Source organism: Nocardia colli, assembly GCF_008704205.1.
GTDB classification, from domain to species: Bacteria; Actinomycetota; Actinomycetes; order Mycobacteriales; family Mycobacteriaceae; genus Nocardia; species Nocardia colli.
The window spans coordinates 1-21214 of record NZ_VXLC01000017.1; the positions used below are offsets into that span (position 1 = coordinate 1).

The window sequence follows — 21214 nt, forward strand, 5'->3', positions numbered from 1 at the left end:
TCTGGGCTGCGTGGTGAAGGGCGCGCTACTCGTCGCGGGGACCACGTCGGACGCGGGCAAAAGCGTTGTGGTGGCGGGCATCTGCCGGATGCTGGCGCGGCGCGGGGTGCGGGTGGCGCCGTTCAAGGCGCAGAACATGTCGAACAACTCCGTCGTCACCCTGGACGGCGGGGAGATCGGCCGCGCGCAGGCGTTGCAGGCGCAGGCGTGCGGGCTCGAACCGAGCGTGCGATTCAACCCGGTGCTGCTGAAGCCGGGCAGCGATCGGCGGTCGCAGCTGGTGGTGCGCGGCAAGGCGGTCGGCACGGTCGGCGCGCGGGACTACTTCCAGCATCGGCAGCGGCTGCGCGAGGTGGTCGCCGATGAACTCGCCTCGCTGCGCGCCGAATTCGACGTGGTGATCTGCGAGGGCGCCGGATCGCCCGCCGAAATCAATCTGCGCGCAACGGATCTGGCGAACATGGGCCTCGCGCAACCCGCCCGGCTCCCGGTGCTGCTGGTCGGCGACATCGATCGCGGCGGCGTGCTGGCGCACCTCTTCGGCACCGTCGCCATCCTGGAACCCGAAGACCAGCAACTGATCTCCGGTTTCGTGATCAACAAGTTCCGCGGCGACGTCGAACTGCTCCGCCCCGGCCTGGACCGATTGACCGAGCTGACCGGCCGCCCCACCCTCGGCGTGCTCCCGTACACCGACGACCTCTGGATCGACGCCGAGGACTCGCTGAGCACCCTCGCCGACGCACCGGTCGGCCGCCCGCGCCCACCGGTCGGCACCGAGTGGCTCACCGTCGCCGCCATCCGGCTGCCCCGCATCTCCAACTCCACCGACATCGAGGCGCTGGCCTGTGAGCCGGGCGTTTCGGTGCGCTGGGCGAGCGAGCCGTCCCGCCTGGCCGAGGCCGACCTCGTGGTGCTGCCCGGCAGCAAGGCGACCGTGTCGGACCTGGAGTGGTTGCGCCGCACCGGAATCGCCGACGTGCTGCGCGCCCGGGCCGCGGCGGGCCGCCCGATCCTCGGCATCTGCGGCGGATACCAGATGCTCGGCACCCGGATCATCGACCCGATCGAGTCCGGCGCCGGCCCGGTCGACGGACTCGGCCTGCTCGACCTGGAGATCGAATTCGCCGATCCGAAGGTGTTGCGCCGCACCAGCGGTCACGACACCACGGGAATCCCGGTGCACGGCTACGAGATCCACCACGGCCGGGTGATCGGCAACGGCCACCCGGCCTGGCTCGACCTCGACGGCGAACCGGAAGGCAGTGTCCGCGAAGCCCTCTGGGGCACCCACCTGCACGGCCTGCTCGAATCCGACGAATTCCGCCGCACCTGGCTGCGTTCGGTGGCCGCCGCGGCCGGGCGCACGGGTTTCGTTGCCGCCGAAGACACTTCCGTCGCCACCGTGCGTGCGAACCAGCTCGACCTGCTCGCCGACCTCGTCGAGAATCACCTCGATCTGGACGGGCTCGAGCGCCTGCTCACCGACGGCGCACCCCTGGATCTGCCCACCCTGGCAACCCAGGCGCTCCCCACTTCGGCAAGCTCGCGTAGCTGAACTGTTGACGCGACGTACCTCGCCCCTTACCTTTCAGTAAGGAATTCGGCTCCGGGTAAGGCGCGCGGGGCGATGGGCGTGGGAGTAGCACGGGTCGGTGAATGAAGTGGCAGACAAGAAGTCCAGCGGCAGGGCGGGAAACGTGGTGTCCGCGACCGTGACGAGCAAGGGACAGATCACCATCCCGATCGACGTCCGGGTCGCCATGGGCCTGCGGGCCGGGGTCCGGGTCGCCTTCGTGCCCACCGTCAACGGCACCTACGAACTGGTCCCGGAAACCCGGACCATCAAGTCGCTCAAGGGAATAGTCGGCTGGTCCGGCTCGCCGATCGGCCTCGAGCAGATGAACGAGGCGATCACCGGCAACGTCGTGGAAGGCAAGCAGAAATGATCGGTCTGGACGCCAATGTGCTGATCCGCTACCTCACCCAGGACGATCCGGAGCAGTCCGCGCGCGCCAATCAGGTGATCGACGGCCTCAGCGAGAGCCGCCCCGGTTACGTGACGATGATCGTGCTCGCGGAGATCCACTGGGTGCTGCGCCGCGGCTACAAGCAGGACCCCGAGGCGGTCACCGACGTGCTGCTCGGCCTGCTCGACTCGACCGAGATCGTGGTCGAACGCGCCGACACCGTGCGTCAGGCGCTGCGCCAGGCCGCCGACGGCGCGGACTTCGCCGACGCGCTGATCCAGCAGCTCGGTCAGGAGGCCGGCTGCGACCTCACCGTCACCTTCGATCACAACGCCGGTGAACGTGCCGGAATGCGGTTATTGGCCTGACGAAGACCGGGCCTCGTTCAGGAGACCCGTGTAGCGTCATTCGGCATGAAATCTCGGCAGATCACGGTGGGCGATCGGGCATGGACCGTGCGGGTAGACGGCCCGGAATCCCGGCACAGCGTGCTGTTGCTGCCCGACGCGAACGACCCGGCGGACGTCTACGACCAGGTATGTGCTCGATTGCACAATTCTGATCTGCGCACGGTGGTGCTGGAGTCGATCGACGGGCTCGACGCCGCGGGCGTCACCGCGATCCTGGATCAGATCGGCGTGCCCTGGGCGAACGTGGCCGCGCGCGGCACCGGCGCGGAACTGGCGTGGCGGGCCTGCGCGGCCGGATTCGGGCGCTTCATCAGCCTCGTGGTGGCCGATCACGGCCATCCGGCCGCTCCGGGCACGGACGGCACCGTCGCCGACGCCACAGTCCGTCCAGTCGAATTGCCGACCACGGTGCTGGTGACCAAGAACCTGCCGCGCTCGGTGGCCGACGCGTCCGGCCGCTTCGTCTACGGCGAGTTCCGCGTGGTCGACATCGACGTCACCAATGTGGCGACCGAGGCCGACCACGAGCTGGCCACGGAGATCGTGCTACGCACCAGCACTTGGTGAGGCGGCTTCGGCTCGGTAGAGCGTCAGCCATTCGAGCCAGCTGTCGAGTTCGGCGAACGCGTGCGCGAGCGGCTCGGCCGAGGACAGGAACACGTCGTGCTTCGCGCCGTCGATCGGCACGATGTTGGTGCGGTCGCCGAGGCAGCCGGACCAGCGCTGAATCTGCTTGACGTCCAATACCGCGTCGGCCACGTCCACGGCGGGGCCGTAGCGGCGGGCGAACTTCGTTATCCGGGAACGCAGGATCAGCGACGGCACCCCGATGTCGAGCCCGCCGTGCAGTTTCGCGTGCCCGTTGCGGATCGCCCGCAGCCAGCCGAGCCGAACCGGGAAGCCGTGCAGCGGTTTCCAGTCCAGGTTGTAGTCCCATTCGCCGGCCACGCTCTGATGCAGGCTGTCGCCGTAGGTGCTGACCTTGCCGCTCGGCAGCTCGAACATCTTCCGAAATCGGCCGAGCCCCTTGATGATCGGCGTTCCGACGGTCCGGTAGTAGGACGGGCCTTGCAGATCGAACCAGGGGCTGTTGAGCACGAGGCCGGCGACCCCGGACGCCGCCGTGCCGCGTGCGCGGTTGAGCCGGTCCAGCCACAGCGGCAGGATCAGCCCGCCGGTGGAATGCGCGTTCAGCACGACGGGCGCTCCGGTCTCCGCCCGCACGATTCGCAATGCCTCGTTCAACTCCGCGTCATACAGTGCGAGATCGGTCACATAATGCGGTGTCTGTCCCTCGCGCAGCGACCGTCCGCATTTACGCAGATCGAGTGCGTAGAACTGGTACCCCTGTGCCGCGAAATGCTCCGCGAGATGTTCTTGGAAGAAGTAGTCGGTGAACCCGTGCACATACAGCACGGCGCCCGCGCCGGCCTCGACTTTTCCGCCGGGCAGATAGCGCACCAACGTGGCCACGGCCTCGCCTTCGCCGTCCGGATCGGTGCCGAGCGGCAGCGTGCGCTGCTGGTAGTTCTCGCCGAGGACATCGGCTTTCCACTGGCCATCGCCCTGGGTGTCGGATTTCGGAGCGGCGAGTGAAGTTTCCTTTGTCACATACACAATCTAGGTCACATTCGGCGGGTTCGGCGCGGGGGATCGACGTGGTGAGGTGCACAATTGGGGCTAGGTGAACGGCGGGTAACCTAACTCCCGCCATGGTTTAGGAACCCGGACCGAGGCAATATCTCGCAAGCACCGTGCCCAGGCAGGTCCACCCGCCCGGTGGGCCCGCGTAGAAGGACAAGGAAGTCGATCTAGCCGTGCCGAACGCTGCCATGACTGAAAAGACCGATGTTGTACTCATCGGCGCCGGCATCATGAGTGCCACCCTCGGTGCACTGCTGCGCCAGTTGCAGCCCGATTGGTCGATCTCCCTGTTCGAGCGGCTCGACGCCGCGTCGGCGGAGAGCAGCGACCCGTGGAACAACGCGGGCACCGGCCACTCCGCGCTGTGCGAGCTGAACTACAGCCCGCAGAACGCCGACGGCTCGGTGGACATCAGCAAGGCCGTCGACATCAACGAGCGGTTCCAGGTGTCGCGCCAGTTCTGGTCCTACGCCGTGGAGAACAACGTTCTCGGTGACCCGTCCCGGTTCATCAACCCGATCCCGCACGTGAGCTTCGTGCACGGCGCGGACAACGTCGAGTACCTGCGCAAGCGCTACGAGGCGCTGTCGCCGCACCCGTTGTTCGAGGGCATGGAGTTCATCGACAGCCCGGACGAATTCGCCCGCCGCCTGCCGCTGATGGCCCGCGGCCGCGACTTCTCCGATCCGGTCGCGCTGAACTGGACCGACGGCGGCACCGACATCGACTTCGGCTCGCTCACCAAGGAACTGCTCGCCTACCTCGGCGCCAGCGGCGCGGACCTGGCCTTCGGCCACGAGGTGCGCGACCTGGCCAAGCAGTCCGACGGCTCCTGGCTGGTCAAGGTGCGCAACCTGCGTACCCGCGAAACCCGCACGCTCATCAGCAAATTCGTCTTCGTCGGCGCGGGCGGCGGCGCGCTGCCGCTGCTGCAGAAGTCCGGCATCAAGGAGATCGACGGCTTCGGCGGCTTCCCGGTCAGCGGTCAGTTCTTCCGCTGCACCAACCCGGAGCTGATCCAGCAGCACGAGGCCAAGGTGTACGGCAAGGCCGCGGTCGGCGCGCCGCCGATGTCGGTGCCGCACTTGGACACTCGCGTGATCAAGGGCGTGCCCGGCCTGCTGTTCGGCCCGTACGCGGGCTGGACGCCGAAGTTCCTCAAGGAGGGCAAGCTCACCGACCTGTTCAAGTCGGTCAAGCCGAACAACCTGTTCTCCCTGCTCGGCGTCGGCGTCACCGAGCTCGGCCTGACCAAGTACCTGGTCAGTGAGCTGCTCAAGTCCGAGGCGGGCAAGGTGGACACGCTCAAGGAGTTCATCCCGCGCGCCGACGGCCGGGACTGGGAGCTGATCACCGCGGGCCAGCGCGTGCAGGTGATCCGGCGCAAGGGCGCGGGCGGCGTGCTCGAATTCGGCACCGCCGTGGTCGCCGCGGCCGACGGCTCCATCGCCGGTCTGCTCGGCGCTTCCCCGGGCGCGTCGACGGGCGTCACCGCCATGCTCGACGTCATGCAGCGCTGCTTCCCGGCCGAGTACGCCGGGTGGACGCCGAAGCTCAAGGAGATGATTCCCTCACTCGGCGTGAAGCTGTCCGAGGATCAGGCGTTGTTCCACGAAGTGTGGGATTGGACGTCCAAGACGCTGAACCTCACGGGTGGCACAGATAACACGCCAAAGCACGCGGGGGTCGCGGCAAACCGCTAGGTGTGATAGCAACAGGCGATGATGTCAACGGTTGCTCTCAAACGGTCATGGGCGTTGGATCTCGACAACGCCACCCTCTATCAGCTGTTGAAACTTCGCGTCGAAGTCTTTGTCGTCGAGCAGAAGTGCGCGTATCCGGAATTGGACGGGCTGGACCTGCTGCCGGAGACCCGGCACTTCTGGCTCGATGACGAGGGCGAGGTGATCGCCACGCTGCGGCTGCTGGAGGAGCACGAGGACGGGGTGAAATCCTTCCGCATCGGCCGGCTCTGCACCGTCGCGCCGGCCCGCGGCCACGGCTACACCACGCGCCTGCTGCAGGCCGCGCTCGCCGAGGTCGGCTCGGCGACCGTGCGGCTGAACGCGCAGACCTACCTGGTCGACATGTACGCCAAGCACGGATTCAAGCCCGACGGCGAGGAATTCGACGAAGACGGGATCCTGCACATTCCGATGCGCAAGGGGTGATCGTCGAGCCGTTGATCGGCTGCCGCCCTCGTCGCCGACAAGCGACGAGGGCGGTGGTGTCTGCGCGGGGTGACGCGATCCGCAGGGCAGCGTCGGCAGGCCGGGCGAGCGCGCATAGAGTTGGGGCGTGTCGTTGTCCCATGCCGAAACTGTGCCGTCGCCTCACTCGTTGACCGGATCACGTACGCGTCCGGGCACTGACCTCGAGGTGGGTTTTCCGTTCTCCGCCGTGGTCGGTCAGGAGCGGCTGCAACTGGCGTTGATTCTGTGCGCGGTGCACCCCGGCATCGGCGGTGTGCTGGTGCGCGGTGAGAAGGGCACCGCGAAGTCGACCGTCGTGCGCGCGCTGGCGCAGCTGCTGCCGCCGGTCGTCGACGAGACCGGCGCGCGCCCCGCACGACTGGTGGAACTGCCGGTTGGTGCGACCGAGGATCGGGTGGTCGGCTCGCTGGATCTGGAACGGGTGCTGCGCGACGGAGAACAGGCGTTCCGGCCGGGTCTGCTGGCGGCCGCGCATCATGGCGTGCTCTACGTCGACGAGGTCAATCTGCTGCACGACCACCTGGTCGACGTGCTGCTCGATGCCGCGGCGATGGGGCGGGTGCACATCGAACGCGACGGTGTCTCGCATTCGCATCCGGCGCGTTTCGTGCTGGTCGGCACCATGAATCCGGAGGAGGGCGAGCTGCGTCCGCAGCTGCTGGACCGGTTCGGGCTCACCGTCGACGTGGCCGCCTCGCGGAACGTGGACGTGCGCATGTCGGTGGTGCGGCGGCGGCTGGACTACGAGGCCGATCCGGCCGGATTCGCCGAAAGCTATGCCGCCGAAGATCGAGCGGTCGCCGAGCGCATCCTCGGTGCGCGGGATCGGGTCGCCGAGGTCGGGCTCGACGACGGGGAGCTGCGCCGAATTGCCGCGCTGTGCGCCGCCTTCGACGTGGACGGCATGCGCGCGGACCTGGTGGTCGCGCGGACCGCGACCGCGCACGCCGCGTGGCGTGGTGCGGACGCGGTCACCGAGGAGGACGTGCGGATCGCCGCGGAACTCGCACTGCCGCATCGGCGTCGGCGCGATCCGTTCGATGAGCCGGGGATCAGCGAGGACCAGCTCGACGAAGCGATGCGCGATGCCGCCGGGGAAGTGGAGCGCGAGGCTCAGTCGCCTAGCGAGACAGACGAATTCGAGTCGCGCGAGTCGCCCGAGGAACCGGGCGACGGTGATCGGTCGACGCCTGACGCATCCCAGCCGGCCGGTGAGAGTGATTCCGATCCGGATGATGACCCGGACTCGCCGCCCGACGGCCCCGGCGACGGGCAGCGGCCCAGCGCCCGCGAAGGTCGCAGTGGCACACCGGCTTCCGCCGCTGCGACGCCGCCGCGCTGGGAAGTGCCCGGTATCGGCGAAGGTGCGCCCGGCCGTCGCTCCCGGGCGGAGTCGCGGCACGGCCGGGTCGTTCGGCCCAGCGCCGATACCTCGACCGGTCTGCACCTGCTCGGCACCGTCTTCGCCGCCGCACCGCATCAGCGGTCGCGTGGCCGGGGCGACGGTCCGCTGAAGCTGGCCGCCGAGGATCTGCGCGGCGCGAATCGCGAAGGGCGCGAAGGCAATCTGGTCGTCTTCGTGGTCGACGCGTCCGGGTCGATGGCGTCCAGGGATCGGCTCTCGGCCGTCACCGGCGCGGTCGTCACCCTGCTGCGTGATTCGTACCAGCGGCGCGACAAGGTCGCGGTCATCACGGTGCGTGGGCAGGACGCCGAACTCGTACTGCCGCCGACGTCTTCGGTCGATATCGCCGTGCGCCGGCTGTCCGCGATGCGCACCGGCGGTAAGACGCCGCTGGCCGCCGGACTGGTGAAGGCGCGCGAAATCGTGCTGCGCGAACGGGTCCGGGACCCGCGCCGCCGTCCGATGCTGGTGCTGCTCACCGACGGTCGCGCCACCGGCGGTGTCGATCCGCTGCCGCGGGCCCGCGCGGCCGCCGCTCGCCTCGCCAACGACGGGGTCACCTCGATCGTGGTCGACTGCGAGCGCGGGATGATCCGGCTCGGTCTCGCCGCCGAACTGGCGCGCGAACTGCGCGGCGGATATCTGAGACTTGCTGAGCTGACCGGTGATTCGGTCGCCGACGTGGTGCGCGCCGGATCCGGGCGGCCCGGTTCGGCGTCGGTGCGCGCGGCTTGATGATGAGTCGTGGACTGACAAGGAGATTCGATGCCTAAGGGTGTTCCGGAGACCGTGCCCGACGACGGCCTCACCACGCGGCAGCGGCGCAATCAGCCGGTGCTCGCCGTGCACACGGGGCCGGGCAAGGGCAAGTCGACCGCGGCGTTCGGCATGGCGCTGCGGGCCTGGAACCAGGGTTTCGATGTCGCGGTGTTCCAGTTCGTGAAGAGCGCCAAGTGGAAGGTGGGGGAGGAGGCGGCCTTCCGCACCCTCGGCACCCTGCACGAGGAGACCGGGACCGGCGGCGCGGTCGAATGGCACAAGATGGGTGAAGGATGGTCTTGGACCCGTAAGCAGGGCAGCGACGAGGACCACGCCGCCGCCGCGCTCGCCGGGTGGCAGGAGATCGCCCGTCGCCTGAAGGACGAACAGCACCGCTTCTACGTCCTCGACGAGTTCACCTATCCACTGAAATGGGGATGGGTCGACATCGACGAGGTCGTCGAGACGCTGAGCACCCGCCCCGGCAACCAGCACGTCGTCATCACCGGCCGCGACGCACCCCAGGCACTCATCGACGCCGCCGACCTCGTCACCGAGATGACCAAGCTCAAGCACCCCATGGACGCGGGCCGCAAAGGCCAGCGCGGCATCGAATGGTGAACTCCCGCAATCTCTCTCGGGGTGACCGGTGAGCGCGGGTGTGCCTGCGGTGGTGATTGCCGCGCCTGCTTCCGGGAGCGGGAAGACTACGGTGGCAACGGGATTGATCGGGGCGCTGCGGCGGGTTGGTCATCGGGTGGCGCCGTTCAAGGTAGGGCCGGATTACATCGATCCGGGGTATCACGGGTTGGCGGCGGGGCGGCCTGGGCGCAATCTCGATCCGGTGCTCGTCGGTGCGGAACGGGTTGTGCCGCTGTATCGGCACGGTGCGCTGGATTGCGATCTCGCGGTGGTCGAGGGGGTCATGGGGCTGTTCGATGGGCGCATCGATGAGAACCATGCCGGGCCGGTCGCGGAGGGTTCTACCGCGCAGGTCGCGAGTCTGCTCGGCGCGCCGGTCGTTTTGGTGGTCGACGCTCGCGGGCACAGTCAGAGTTTGGCTGCCCTGCTGCACGGGTTCGCCACCTTCGACAGCGGTATTCGGCTCGGTGGAGTGATTCTGAACCGGGTCGGCAGCGAACGCCACGATCAGGTGCTCCGTGCGGCCTGTGATCGGGTCGGATTGCCGGTGCTCGGCTCGCTGCCGCGGATGACCGAATTGGAGGTGCCTTCACGGCATCTCGGGTTGATCCCCGCCGTGGAGCACGGGGCTGCCGCGACCGCCGCAGTGTCGGCGATGACGGATCTGGTTGCCGCCCATGTAGATCTGTCCGCGATCGCGGGACTGGCCCGGTCGACCGCGAATGGGCCTGCGTGGGATCCAGCGGAAGCTGCGCGGGGCGAGGATGTCTCGGCCGAGAACGTGACCGCGAGCTCCGGCCGTGCAATGGCGAGTGGTCCGACGATCGCAGCGCTGACTCGGTCGAACGCGGCCGGACCGGTGTGGAGTCCGGCAGAAGTTGCGCGGGGTGAGTCCGACGCGTTCGCGGGTTCCGGCCCGTTGATCGCGATGGCGGGTGGTCCGGCGTTCACTTTCGGATATGCCGAGCATCGCGAGCTGCTGCTGGCCGCAGGCGCCCAGGTGGCTGTGTTCGATCCGCTGCGCGACGAGTTACCCAGCGGGACCGCGGGTTTGGTGCTCCCTGGTGGTTTTCCGGAGGAGCATGCGGCGGAACTGGCGGCGAATACCGCGCTGCTGACCGCAGTGGCGGAGCAGGCTCGGCGCGGTATGCCCGTGCACGCGGAATGCGCGGGATTGCTGTACCTGACCCGCTCGCTCGATGGACATCCCATGGCCGGCGTGATCGACGCCGACGCCGAGTTCGGCCCCCGTCTGACCCTCGGCTACCGAGATGCGGTGGCGCTGGCCGATTCCCCGCTGTGGCGAGCCGGCGAACGCGTCCGCGGCCACGAGTTCCATCGAACCCGCCTGACCACAGCCGCCGCCGCGGCCCCCGCCTGGGCGTGGCGTGGCAGCGACGGCGCACCGGCCCGAGAGGGCGCGCTCGTCCACCGCGTCCATGCCTCCTACCTGCACACCCACCCAGCCGGAAACCCCGAAGCCACAACCCGTTTCGTAGCGGCCGCGACCGAGTACGCGGGTACTCGTGCCAGCCGTTGACGCGACTCTCCGCTCTGCTGAGCATGAAGGTGACCAGTGCCTGACCTGATTATCGGCCTGGGGCTGCGGCCCGGGACTTCCGCTGACCGCATCGTGGTGGTGGTGCGTAAAGTGCTGGCCTTCAATCAAGTCGAGTGCTTGGCGACCATCGATCGACGTGCCGCAGAGCCGGGATTGATCGATGCGGCGGCCGTGCTCGGCGTGCCGATTCGCATCTTCAGCGCCGCTGAATTAGCGGAAGTGGCTGTGCCGAACCCGGATTCGCGGACGGTAGCCGCGGTGGGCACGGCGAGCGTCGCCGAGGCGGCCGCCATCCTCGCCGCGGGCGGCGGCGTTCTGGTGGTTCCCAAACGCACCGTGCACGGCATCGTTATCGCTGCGGCACGGCGTATCCCGGGCTGAGCGGCGCATCCATCGACTCGTACCGGAATTACCGCTCCGGCGGTCACCTCCACCCGGAACCAGGTGATGCGGCGGTCACGAGTGGTTTGATGACGGAGTGGATATCCGAGGGATCGACAACGTGCTGGTTCCCGTGGGGGATCTGGCCGTGGCAGTGGACTTCTACGCGAACCGGCTCGGGCTCTCGCTGCGCTTCACCGTGCCCGAGCGCGGCATCGCACTCTTCGGTGTCGCGGCGGAAACGCCGGGCATCATGGCGATGTTCGATCCGGCGGCCGGCCAGGGCGGGCCGCCCGCGATGCGGGTCTGGCTGGAGGTGCCCGACGCCCGGGCCGCCGCGGCGGAAATCGAAGAGCGCGGTGTCGAAATGCTCACCGCGCCCTTCGAAGTCGCGACCGGCTGGAGCGTGGAGCTCGCCGATCCGTGGGGCAATGTGATCGGCCTGACCGACTACAGCAAGCGCCCAGAACTGGCCCGCCCGGCGTTCTGACCTACGGCGCGACCGAACCCCAGTCGGCGAAGCCGGTCGGGTCATGCCGGCCCAGGCTGGCGTGTTCGAACAGCCCCCAACCCTCGGCGTCACCGCACCGCGCACGCGCCACATGGTCGATCACGCCGTAAGGCGTGCGGGCGACGATGCCCGGGTCGGTGAGGTCGTACACGCTGGACAACGACCAGTCGCGACCCTTCCACTGCCCGTGCTGCCAGTCCGGATCGCCGCCGTAACCGCACCCGACGTGCAACGGCACATTGGTGCCCGTGGTCACCTCGATCTCCAGCGGCTTACCGTCCGGCGTGGTCAATTCCAGCCGAGCGCCGACGGGAATCCTGGTGCCGGAACGGTAATCGATCGAGATGCGCGGCCAGCCGAGCTGCTCGGTGTGCCCGTCCGGCCAGATCCGCACGGCGTCGTTCAGCGTGCGGGTCCCGTCCGGGTCCTCCTGCACGATGACGACGACCGCGAAATCGTCGAATCGCAGCGGCACGTACATCCACCAGAAGCCGCCGGCCGGCTCGCTGGCCACCCGCCCGGGCGGTTCGCTCTCGCCGACCGGCCGGATGCCCCAGGACCGATCCCGGGTGCCGGTCCACACCGCCGGGTCGACGGTGATGTCGTCGCCGTCGACGGTCAGCGTCCCGGCCCACGAGCCGAGCTGGGCGAACCGCGACGCCTGGATGATCGGCCGATTGCCGGCCAGGATCAGATGCGGCTGCTCCTGCACGGTCGGGAAGGCGCCCTCCCAGGTGAGGTCGAAGGACAGGTCGTCGTGCTCGCAGATCACCCGGATCCGTTGCAGCGGCTCGACCACCTCGATCCGATAACCGCCGACCCGCTGCTCCAGGCTGCGGTCACCGAGCGCGTCGGAGAAGCGCACGCTGCGCTGCACGTCGCCGCGGCGGACCAGCGCGTAGGCGTCGGTCACCCCGAGGTTCGGGTAGACGCCGAAGCCGGTGATGAAGAAGGTGCCGCCGTCGCGGTTGTGACCGTTGAAATAGCTGCGGTCGTAGAAGTTACGGTCGGTGCTGGCCACCCGGGCCAGCGATAGACCGGTCTGGTGAATCGGGTACTCGTCCAACGGAACTGGCATGGCGGATCTCAATCCCACTCGTAGGTTCCATCGAGCAGCCGTTCCAGGCTCGCTCGATGCATGACATAGTCGTCCCGGTCGGGGGTGTCGGTGTCCTCGCCGAAATGGATCATCCGGCGCTTCACCCTGGCCATCACGATGCCGTGCCGCAGCGCGGCGTAGATGATGTGCCAATCCAGGTTCTGGACCGTATGACCGGTCAGCTCTTCGTATTTCGCGACCACGTCGGCGCGGCGCAGGAAGTCGGGCAGGCCCGGCTGGTCGAATCGGGTGGCGATGTCCTGGAAGAACCGGTGGATGAAGATCACCCAGGCGACGTCCAGCTCGCGCGGCCCCAATGCGGCCATCTCCCAGTCCAATACGGCGGCGGGATCGAATTCGTCGAAGATGATGTTGCCGGGGCGGGCGTCGCCCCAGCTGAGCACGTCGGGTCCCGGATCAGTCGGCCAGTTGTCGTCGAGCCAGGCGAAAGTCCGCTCCAGCAGCGGGATCTCGTAGCCGTCGTCGGCGAGCGCCCAGCGATACCACGCCTTTTGCGCCTCGACATGCCTGCGCAGCGACTGCCCCGGACCGCGCAACGCCGGGAAGCGGATCGCCGGATCCGGGATGGCGTGCACCTTCGCGATCACCTCGACGGTGTTCGCGGTGAGCCGCGCGCGTTCCTCGGCGGTCGCGTCGAACAGCCAGCCGATGAACACGTACGGCGGGTTGTCCGTCGGCACCCGGCCGTCGACCCGCTTCATCACGAAAAACGGTGTGCCGAGCGCCTTCTCGTCCTCTTCCAGCCAGCACAGGCCGGGCACCGGCACGTCGGTGGCCTCGGCGACGCCGGCCATCACCTTGTACTGGGTGGCCAGATCGTAGGTCTCGAACACCGGGAACGAGCCGTCCTCCGGCGCCATCCTGGCCACGAACGACCCGCGCTCCTGCCGCCCGTCGACACTCCATTCGGCGTCGAACAGGATGGAGGTGCTCGACATACCGCCCGACTGCGGCCGGGACAGCCCGGAGACCTTCGGCGGATGATCCGCGGAGACGCGCGAATCCAGCCAGCGCGCCAGATCCTCGGCGAGCACGTCGAGATCGCGCTCGCTGACGGTCAGCTGCTGCCGCTTGGCGGGATCCGGATCTTCGGCCATCGTTGTCCTCCTGACGCCATGAAACGCGGGCCCGCCTCGGCACAGCCCACATCGACGGCGGTCCGCCGCGATACGCGACAGTAACGCGTTCCAGTCGGCCCGTGGGTGGAAAACGATCGAGGTTCCCGAACCCGCTCACTGGCCGGAACCGGGCCTTGACATGCGAGTACTCGGTGCTGCCCGGGCTGGCACGACGGCCTGGGTGTGGGTAGCACGTACGACTGATTACCTAGGGAAAGACCGGGGATTTCCTGGAGGTCGGTGACTCCTCGCCGCAATACCGTTGGCCCCACGCGGAGGTTTTCGGATTGAGGGGTTCGTTTTGAGTGCTGTCAGAACGGTGTCGGTCGATAGGGACACGGAAGCCTCCGCTGTTCGCCCGGACACGCGATGGAATTTGCCGACCCGCATCGCATTCCGGTTCTGCTTCACCTATTTCGGGCTGTTCTGCCTGATCTTTCCGCAGTTCCTGTTCGTGTATTCGGGGCTGTTCGGCCCGAAGTTCCCCGAGCGCGCGATCAATGGGTTTCTGTATCCGCTGAGTCCGATCTGGGAGTGGGTCGGACAGCACGTCTTCGGCGCGGACGTCGAGTTGCACTTGGATTCGGGCAGCGGCGACCAGGCGGTCATCTGGGTGTTCCTGTTCTGCATCCTGGTCGTCGCCTTGGTGGTGACGGCGCTGTGGACGGTGCTGGATCGCCACCGCCCGAACTACCAGCGGCTCAACGCCTGGTTCCTGCTCTTCCTGCGGCTCTGCCTGGGCGGGCAGATGCTGTTCTACGGCATGGCCAAGGTCATTCCGTCGCAGATGCCGGAGCCGCCGCTGGCCACCCTGCTCACCCAGTACGGCGACTTCACCCCGGCGGCGGTGCTCTGGATGCAGGTCGGCAGCTCGCCGGTCTACGAGATCCTGCTCGGCTCGGCGGAGGTGCTCGGCGGTCTGCTGCTGTTCGTGCCGCGAACCGCGACGCTGGGCGCGATGATCAGCCTGGTGAGCATGCTGCAGGTGTTCATCCTGAACATGACCTTCGATGTGCCGGTGAAGATTCTGGCCGGTCACCTCATGCTGATCTCGCTGGTGCTGCTCGCGCCGCAGGCCCGTCGCCTGGCGAATGTGCTTGTGTTGCAGCGCTCCTCGGAGCCTGCGATACAGCCCGAGCCGTTCCGATCGCGTCGCCTCCGGTTGATCGCGGTCGGTGTGCAGATCGTGCTCGGCGGGTGGGTGCTGCTCGGCCAGGTGCAACAAGACCTGGAATTCTGGAGGCAAAGTGGCGGCGCGGAAAAGCCCGAGCTGTACGGGATCTGGACGGTGTCGGAGTTCAACCAGGACGGCCAGCCGCTCGCTCCGCTGACCACCGACCAGAACCGTTGGCAGCGAGTAGTTTTCGACATCGGCGGGATGAACTATCAGAAAATGGACGGCACGCTGGTGCCGGCCGTCGGCACGGTCGACAGCCAGGCACACACCCTCACGGTGTCCCAGGCGACAGGTGAAGCCTTGCCCGGCCAGATCGCCCAGCCGCAGCCGACCCAGATCGCCTCGTTCACCTACACGCAGCCCGCACCGAACCGATTGACCTTGGACGGCCAACTGAACGGCCACCACGTCACACTCTCACTCGAACAGCTCGACCTGAACTCATTCCCCCTGCGCGGCACCAAGTTCAAGTGGATCCAGGACTACCCCCACTTCAGCTGACCCACACAGCCGCACCACTTCTGATTTCCCGCACCGAAAATCGCATGCGATTCTCGGTGCGGGAAATCAGGAGGCGTGCGGCTGTGGTCAGCCGATGGTGATGGCGTCGAGGCGGGTGCGGAGGAAGTCGGCGGAGACGACGGGAGGGTGGCCGGTTACTCGTCCTATCGGTGGTTCGAGCGGGGTTACTACTGCGTCGTGGTCGAGTTCGTAGAAGTAGATGAGGGAGACGAGGTCTTCCTCGGGGGCTTCGGCTTGCGGGGGGAGCACCCGATGCCGGCCGGAGGGCCAGCGTTCGCCGCTCCAATAGGCAAGCAGGTCACCGATATTCACCGTCAGGGCGGCGGGATCGTAGGGTGCGTCGGCCCAGCCTTCCGCCTCGGTGTAAACCTGTAATCCGCCGGCGCCGGGCTCGCGGTCCAGGACGGTGACGGTGCCGAAATCGGTGTGCGGGCCGATCCGGAACTGGCCGGGTTCCGGGGTGCCGACCACGGTCATCGGTGGGTAGTGGTTGATGTTGCAGGTCCAGGTGGGGCGGCTCGCCAGATCCTGGAAAGGGTTGGCGGGCAGGTGAAGTGCCGCCGCGAAGAGCGCGAGCAGTTCGTCGGACAGGGTGTGTACGGCGTCGGTGTAGGCGGTGAGTAATTCGCGCAGCTCGATCACCTCGTCCGGCCAGACATTGGGCAGGAACCAGACGTCATCGATCCGGCGATCACCCGTGGCGGTGTCCGCGCCGACGGCGAAGGTCTCCTTCAGATCGGGCGGCGTCTCGGTGCCCTCGGCATAACCGTTGGCCTCCTTGCCCGGTCCGATCCACCCGCGCCCGCCGACCGTGACGGCATAGCGTTCCTTCACCGCGTCCGGCAGCGCGAAGAAGCGCCGGGCGGCCGCCCGCACCGAACCGGCCAGACCCTCCGGCACCCCATGCCCGTGGACCAGCAGGAATCCGGCGCGCCGCAACCCCTCGTCCACCTCGCGCTCGACCTCGGCCGCGGCCGAGCCGCCGCTACGCCACCGGGACAGGTCGATCGATGCGATCGCGTTCACTGCGTCTCACTCTCTCTGCCGGCGCCGGCCCGATCGGGTCGGCGCGCTCCCGTTCTTCGACCGGACGCGTGCGGTGGCGCCTCGGGGCGGGTCGCCGTGCCAACGATCAGGGCCCTGCTCAGCGTGCTTCTATTTCGTCCGCGACCCCGATGTCCTCGTTCCAGAGCGCCGGGTTCTCGGTGATGAACTTGGTCATCATCTCGACGCACCGATCGTCCTCGAGCACGGTCACCGCGACGCCGTGCTCGGCCAGCCAGTCGTGGCCGCCGTGGAAGGTCTGCGATTCGCCGACGATGACCGCGCCGATGCCGAACTGGCGGACCAGCCCGCTGCAATACCAGCACGGCGACAGCGTGGTCACCATGATCGTCGAACCGTAGTCGCGCCGGCGGCCGGCGGCGCGGAAGGCGTCGGTTTCGGCGTGGATGCTGGGATCGCCGGACTGCACGCGGCGGTTGTGGCCGCGGCCGAGCAGGGTGCCGTCGGCGGCGAACAGCGCGGCGCCGATCGGGATGCCGCCCTCGGCGAGGCCGAGCTGGGCCTCGTCGTATGCCACCTCGAGCAGTTGTCGTGCCGATATAGCCTGCGTCATGGGTCCAGCCTCCAAGGGAACCGTTCCGGCCGCAACGTACAGATCGTCTGCCCGGTCCCCGCCCGCGGATGACAGGATGACCGTATGTTGCCCACCGTGCGCGAGTTGCTCGACGATCAGTTCGTCGCGGCCGATCCGCTCGTCTTGGCCGGTCACAGCGCACTTCGGCGGTCGGTGCGGTGGGTGCATTCGAGCGAGATCTACGAGATCAGCCCGCTGCTGTCCGGTGGGGAACTGCTGCTCACCACCGGTCTCGGGCTGACCGGGGTGGACGCGGGGATGCGGCGGCACTACCTGCGGGAGATCGCCGGGCGCGGGGTGGCCGGCGTCGCCTTCGAACTGGGCCGCACCTTCGACGCCATCCCGCCGGACATGGTGGCGGAGGCGTCGCGGCACAGCCTGCCGCTGATCGCGTTGCGCAGTGTGGTGCCGTTCATCGATCTGTGTCGTGCGGCGAATACCGAGATCGTTTCGCGGGAGGTGCGTTCGCTGCGGTTGCTCAACGAACTGGCGCGCGATCTGACCGGGGAGCTGGCGGCCGGGAACGGTCTCGCACAACTGCTGGCCAGGATCGGTCAGGTCACCGGTTGCGCGCTGATCGTGACGAGCGGCAACGGTGCGTTGATCGCCGCGCACGGCGTCGACGATGATCGATCGGCTTGGGCCGCAGTCGAATCGGCCGTCGCGGCCGCCTCGATTCGGGCCAAGGAGAACACCCTGGGGACGCTCACCGCCGGGCCGGGCTCGTCCCTGGACAGCACGACGCTGGCCGTCGTCCTCGACCAGTCCGCGCCGAGTCTCGGCCTCGCGCTGGCGAATTCGGGCGCTCCGACCGGACGGCCACAGCTCGCGGCGACCACGCTCCTCGCGGATCTGCTGGACGGCAAGGCGATTCGCCAGGCCGATCTGAAGGTGCGCGCCGCGGCCGCGGGCGTGACCGCGCTGGCCGGACGCACGCTGGTGCCGGTGGCGGTCGACGCACCCGATGCGCGCATCGCGACCCGGCTGATCGACACCGCGGCAAAGGAACTCGGCCGGCCGGGCCTGGTCGCCGAGGTGCACGCCACCACCTACGGGGTGCTCTCGCTGGACCAGGCGACCGCCGATCCGGTCGGTGAAACGGTCCGAATGCTGCGAAACGCGTTCACCACCAACAGCATCGATGGCGTCACCCTGGTAGTCGGCGACCCCTGCGACTTCACCTCCGCCGCACTCACCGGCTCACTCGAAGCCACCCGTTCCGCGCTCCGCCTGGCCACCCGTCACCGCCGCGACTGGCTCGCAGGCAGCCCCATCTCCACCTGCCGCGAACTGGCCACCGAACTCGTCGTCGAATCCCTCCCCGCCACCGAACGCACCCGCCTGATCGCCACGACGATCGCCCCGCTGATCGCCTGGGACACAACCCATCACAGCAATCTCACCCGCACACTCGAGGTCTACCTCCGCCACGGCGCCAGCCCCACCCGCTGCGCCACCACCCTGCACATCGGCCGTCAATCCCTCTACCAGCGCCTCGACCGCATCCGCGACCTCCTCGGCTACGACCCGGCCGCACCGGCGCTGACCGGCACACTGCTGCTCGCCCTGTGCGCCCACCGCCTCGCGACCCCTTGACCTGTCGCGCGGCGGTCTGCACTCAGTCAGCGGCGCTGCGCCGGCCGAGTACGAAGTAGGCCGCTGCGGCGAGAACGAAGCCGACGAAGAAAGTGATGTCGCCGAGGTCGGGAAGTTGGCGGACGAGGTAGCCGGTGAACTTGGCCTGGTTGGAGAACAAGAGGACCGAGATCGCCAGAGCGAGTAGGAAGGCCACTACGCCAGGCCAATTGGTGTAGGACCGGTTGTAGAGGAGGTCGTCGATCTTGCGGCCGCGGCGCAGGTATTGGTCGACGAACATCACGCCCAGCCAGGGGCCGATCCAGTACGCGACGATCAGTAGGAACGCCTCGTAGCTGGCGGCGGCGTCGGGCAGCGCCCACCACGCGACCAGGAAACCGATGGCGCCGAAGCAGATCGAGACGACGGCCCGCTGCGTGCGGATCGGCAGCTTGATCCCGATCGTCACGAATGCCATTGCGCCGGAATACACATTCAGCGCATTGGCCGCGACCGCGCCGAGCGCGATGGCGAGCAGGGTCAGATTCGCCAGCACGCCAGGCAGATTGGCGGTGAACACGTCCGTCGGGCTGCCCTGCACCGAGCCGACGATGGTGGCCGAGGCGGCACCGAGTGCAGACAACCACAAACAAGAGACGAACAGCCCAGCCCCGGCATAGCCGCCGGTGGCAACCCGCGACACCGTCTTGGGCAGGTAGCGGGAGTAGTCCGCCGCGTAGGGATTCCAGCCGCCCGCATAGCCGAACGCGGTGCCGACGGTCAGCAGGAATCCGCCGATCCCGCCGACGCCGCCGGACGGTGCGGCAGCACCGAGGTCGGCCTTGCTGAAGATGACGACGGTGACCACCAGGAACACCACCGCGAGCACCGGGAACACGAACCGCTCGAACGCGTGCACCAGGTTGTGGCCGAACGCGGCAAACCCGGTCTGCACCAGCACGATCAGGATCAGCGCGGTGAGCTTCGACATCCCGGTCAGCGTGCTCAACGCGAACGCGCCGCTCACACTGTTGGTGGCGAACCAGCCGACCCCGCACATGATCGACATGAACGCAGCGGGCAGCGCGTTACCTCGATACCCGAAGGCCAAGCGCCCCAACACCATCTGCGGCACGCCGTGCGCGGGTCCGCGCGCCGACAGCACGTAATGCGCTGCGGCGCCGAGCCCGACGCCGACCGCGAGCCCGAGCGTGGCCTGCCAGAAGTTCATCCCGAACGCGGTGACCGACAGCACGCCGATGAAGATGGTGGCGAATTCCAGGTTCGGCGACATCCAGGTCCAGAACAGCTGGCGCGGCTTGCCGTGCCGGGCGTCGTCGGGGATGTGCTCGTTGCCGCCCGGTTCCACCGCGATGACGCGGTCGGCGTATTCGGACGCCAGCGGCGTGTCATCGGTCAAAGCCATGTATGAACACTCGTCCGTGCCGGGCCTGCGGGCAACGGACGAACCGTACGTCAGTAGCTACCGTGCGACGGACAATTCGCCCACCCCCGGCTTATCCGGCGACGGCGCTGACCTGGTTGCTCCAATTCGGCGACGGCGTGCTGAACTCACCGCCCGGCCGGAAGGCGTCCTGGGCGGCGGTGTCGCCGCGCAACTGCGCCATCAGCCAGGCCGTCGGATATCCGAGATAGCCGTACACCCCGGTCGTGCACGGCACGGATGCGCCCGCGCAGTCCGGCTGTCCCTGCACGTCGTTGTGATTCGGGCCGTTGAGCGTGCCCCACGCCTTCGCCAGATTCGCCGGAGTCGCCTCGTAGTACGCCTGATTCGACTGCAACCCCTCCGCCTGCCACGGCAGCAACTGCTGTGAGGGCGAGATGAGCCCGTCGGCCGACCCGTTCACCAGGAATACCGAACCCGTTGTCAGCGAACGAGTATCGGCACAGGAGGTCGAATTGGAGCAGAAGTGCTGCGCCGGAAGCTCCAGCGGCACCGCGGTTTTGATCGCCCCGCCCGCATCGCGCAGCGCGTTCAGCACCCCGGACGCGCCTTGCGAATGCCCCATCGCACCGACCGCCGCCTTGTCCAGCTTCCCGTAGAACACGCTCGCCGGATCGCCGTCCTGCGCCAGCAGATAATCCAGCGACTTCCGAATATCGGCCCCCGACCCGGTGTTCTGGTTCTCGGTGCCGATCACGACGAACCCCCACGACGCCAAATGCCGCAGCAGATAGACATATTGGCTCGGCACCGCACTGGTCCCGTCACCCCACACCACGATCGGATGCCGGGTAGCCCCGAGGTCCGCCGGATACCAGACATCGAACTTCGCCCCGGTGGAGTCGCAACACCCGAACCCCAGCTTCTCGGTCACCGCCGCCGGACCCGGCTGAAAATACTTCGACTCGACCCCCTGCGTCGGTACATACGGTGCCGGATCGGCCTGCGCCACACCGGCCGTGGCCGGCACCCACGCCAGAGCTATCGAAGCGACCACCAATTGCACTGTCCGGCTCCAGCGGTTCATGCGCCCGAGTATAGGAACGATCATGGTCGCCTAACCCGGGCCTCGGCCGTTTTCCGCTGGTCGAGTATCGCTTTT

20 protein-coding genes are annotated in these 21214 nt (G+C 68.0%); 13 read left to right on the forward strand and 7 right to left on the reverse strand.

All coding sequences use genetic code 11. The annotated features are described in order from the left end of the window. The first annotated feature begins 13 nt into the window (after nt 1-13). The 4 genes from F3087_RS31215 (at nt 14) to F3087_RS31230 (ending at nt 2947) form a co-directional block, all read left to right on the forward strand. Entirely contained in the window at nt 14-1558 is a 1545-nt protein-coding gene (locus F3087_RS31215) for a cobyric acid synthase (protein ID WP_150405807.1), read from the forward strand. 97 nt (nt 1559-1655) lie between these two features. Next, entirely contained in the window at nt 1656-1949 is a 294-nt protein-coding gene (locus F3087_RS31220; RefSeq protein WP_223885487.1) for an AbrB/MazE/SpoVT family DNA-binding domain-containing protein, read from the forward strand. Next, the gene (locus tag F3087_RS31225) at nt 1946-2338 is read left to right on the forward strand and encodes a PIN domain-containing protein (protein WP_150405688.1); all 393 of its coding nucleotides are present in this window, start codon (nt 1946-1948) and stop codon (nt 2336-2338) included. The genes F3087_RS31220 and F3087_RS31225 overlap by 4 nt, the downstream gene beginning before the upstream one ends. A gap of 45 nt (nt 2339-2383) precedes the next feature. Continuing rightward, nucleotides 2384-2947, forward strand: a complete 564-nt coding sequence (locus F3087_RS31230) for an alpha/beta hydrolase (RefSeq protein ID WP_150405689.1) — start codon at nt 2384-2386, stop codon at nt 2945-2947. On the opposite strand, the gene F3087_RS31235 is transcribed toward F3087_RS31230, so the two are convergent. Continuing rightward, a complete protein-coding gene (locus F3087_RS31235; RefSeq protein ID WP_150405690.1) occupies nt 2927-3991 on the reverse strand; it encodes an alpha/beta hydrolase in 1065 nt (354 codons plus the stop codon). The genes F3087_RS31230 and F3087_RS31235 overlap by 21 nt on opposite strands. Before the next feature lie 206 nt (nt 3992-4197). Here F3087_RS31235 and mqo point away from each other — a divergent pair, with 206 nt between their 5' ends. The 7 genes from mqo (at nt 4198) to F3087_RS31270 (ending at nt 11475) form a co-directional block, all read left to right on the forward strand. Further along, a complete protein-coding gene (gene mqo, locus F3087_RS31240) occupies nt 4198-5727 on the forward strand; it encodes a malate dehydrogenase (quinone) (protein WP_317983944.1) in 1530 nt (509 codons plus the stop codon). Between the two features lie 18 nt (nt 5728-5745). Then, nucleotides 5746-6195 (forward strand): GNAT family N-acetyltransferase, encoded by a 450-nt coding sequence (locus tag F3087_RS31245; RefSeq protein ID WP_150405692.1) that lies wholly within the window; start codon nt 5746-5748, stop codon nt 6193-6195. A 169-nt stretch (nt 6196-6364) separates the two neighbouring features. Continuing rightward, nucleotides 6365-8377 (forward strand): magnesium chelatase subunit D family protein, encoded by a 2013-nt coding sequence (locus tag F3087_RS31250; RefSeq protein ID WP_223885488.1) that lies wholly within the window; start codon nt 6365-6367, stop codon nt 8375-8377. Nucleotides 8378-8407: 30 nt separating this feature from the next. Continuing rightward, nucleotides 8408-9022: a cob(I)yrinic acid a,c-diamide adenosyltransferase gene (cobO, locus tag F3087_RS31255; RefSeq protein WP_150405694.1), complete on the forward strand. Its 615-nt coding sequence runs from the start codon at nt 8408-8410 to the stop codon at nt 9020-9022. A gap of 28 nt (nt 9023-9050) precedes the next feature. After that, complete coding sequence (locus F3087_RS31260; RefSeq protein ID WP_150405695.1) at nt 9051-10583, forward strand: cobyrinate a,c-diamide synthase; 1533 nt, start codon at nt 9051-9053, stop codon at nt 10581-10583. A 36-nt stretch (nt 10584-10619) separates the two neighbouring features. Then, on the forward strand, nt 10620-10985 hold the full coding sequence (locus F3087_RS31265) for a cobalamin biosynthesis protein (RefSeq protein ID WP_223885489.1): 366 nt from the start codon (nt 10620-10622) through the stop codon (nt 10983-10985). A 121-nt stretch (nt 10986-11106) separates the two neighbouring features. Next, nucleotides 11107-11475 (forward strand): VOC family protein, encoded by a 369-nt coding sequence (locus tag F3087_RS31270; RefSeq protein WP_223885490.1) that lies wholly within the window; start codon nt 11107-11109, stop codon nt 11473-11475. 1 nt (nt 11476) lies between these two features. On the opposite strand, the gene F3087_RS31275 is transcribed toward F3087_RS31270, so the two are convergent. Both F3087_RS31275 and F3087_RS31280 read right to left on the reverse strand, forming a co-directional pair. After that, a complete protein-coding gene (locus F3087_RS31275; RefSeq protein WP_150405697.1) occupies nt 11477-12574 on the reverse strand; it encodes a hypothetical protein in 1098 nt (365 codons plus the stop codon). A gap of 8 nt (nt 12575-12582) precedes the next feature. Then, nucleotides 12583-13713: a phosphotransferase family protein gene (locus tag F3087_RS31280; RefSeq protein WP_150405698.1), complete on the reverse strand. Its 1131-nt coding sequence runs from the start codon at nt 13711-13713 to the stop codon at nt 12583-12585. Between the two features lie 397 nt (nt 13714-14110). Here F3087_RS31280 and F3087_RS31285 point away from each other — a divergent pair, with 397 nt between their 5' ends. Beyond that, nucleotides 14111-15412, forward strand: a complete 1302-nt coding sequence (locus F3087_RS31285; RefSeq protein ID WP_223885491.1) for a DoxX family protein — start codon at nt 14111-14113, stop codon at nt 15410-15412. Between the two features lie 87 nt (nt 15413-15499). Here the strand turns inward: F3087_RS31285 and F3087_RS31290 are convergent, their stop codons facing one another. Both F3087_RS31290 and F3087_RS31295 read right to left on the reverse strand, forming a co-directional pair. Continuing rightward, nucleotides 15500-16459: an isopenicillin N synthase family dioxygenase gene (locus F3087_RS31290; protein WP_150405700.1), complete on the reverse strand. Its 960-nt coding sequence runs from the start codon at nt 16457-16459 to the stop codon at nt 15500-15502. Between the two features lie 118 nt (nt 16460-16577). After that, the gene (locus F3087_RS31295; protein ID WP_191094230.1) at nt 16578-17051 is read right to left on the reverse strand and encodes a nucleoside deaminase; all 474 of its coding nucleotides are present in this window, start codon (nt 17049-17051) and stop codon (nt 16578-16580) included. Between the two features lie 84 nt (nt 17052-17135). Here F3087_RS31295 and F3087_RS31300 point away from each other — a divergent pair, with 84 nt between their 5' ends. After that, on the forward strand, nt 17136-18668 hold the full coding sequence (locus tag F3087_RS31300; protein WP_150405701.1) for a PucR family transcriptional regulator: 1533 nt from the start codon (nt 17136-17138) through the stop codon (nt 18666-18668). A 22-nt stretch (nt 18669-18690) separates the two neighbouring features. Here the strand turns inward: F3087_RS31300 and F3087_RS31305 are convergent, their stop codons facing one another. Together F3087_RS31305 and F3087_RS31310 are read right to left on the reverse strand one after the other, a co-directional pair. Continuing rightward, a complete protein-coding gene (locus tag F3087_RS31305) occupies nt 18691-20073 on the reverse strand; it encodes a purine-cytosine permease family protein (RefSeq protein WP_150405702.1) in 1383 nt (460 codons plus the stop codon). A 91-nt stretch (nt 20074-20164) separates the two neighbouring features. Further along, the gene (locus tag F3087_RS31310) at nt 20165-21139 is read right to left on the reverse strand and encodes a poly(ethylene terephthalate) hydrolase family protein (protein WP_150405703.1); all 975 of its coding nucleotides are present in this window, start codon (nt 21137-21139) and stop codon (nt 20165-20167) included. Nucleotides 21140-21214: the final 75 nt, after the last annotated feature.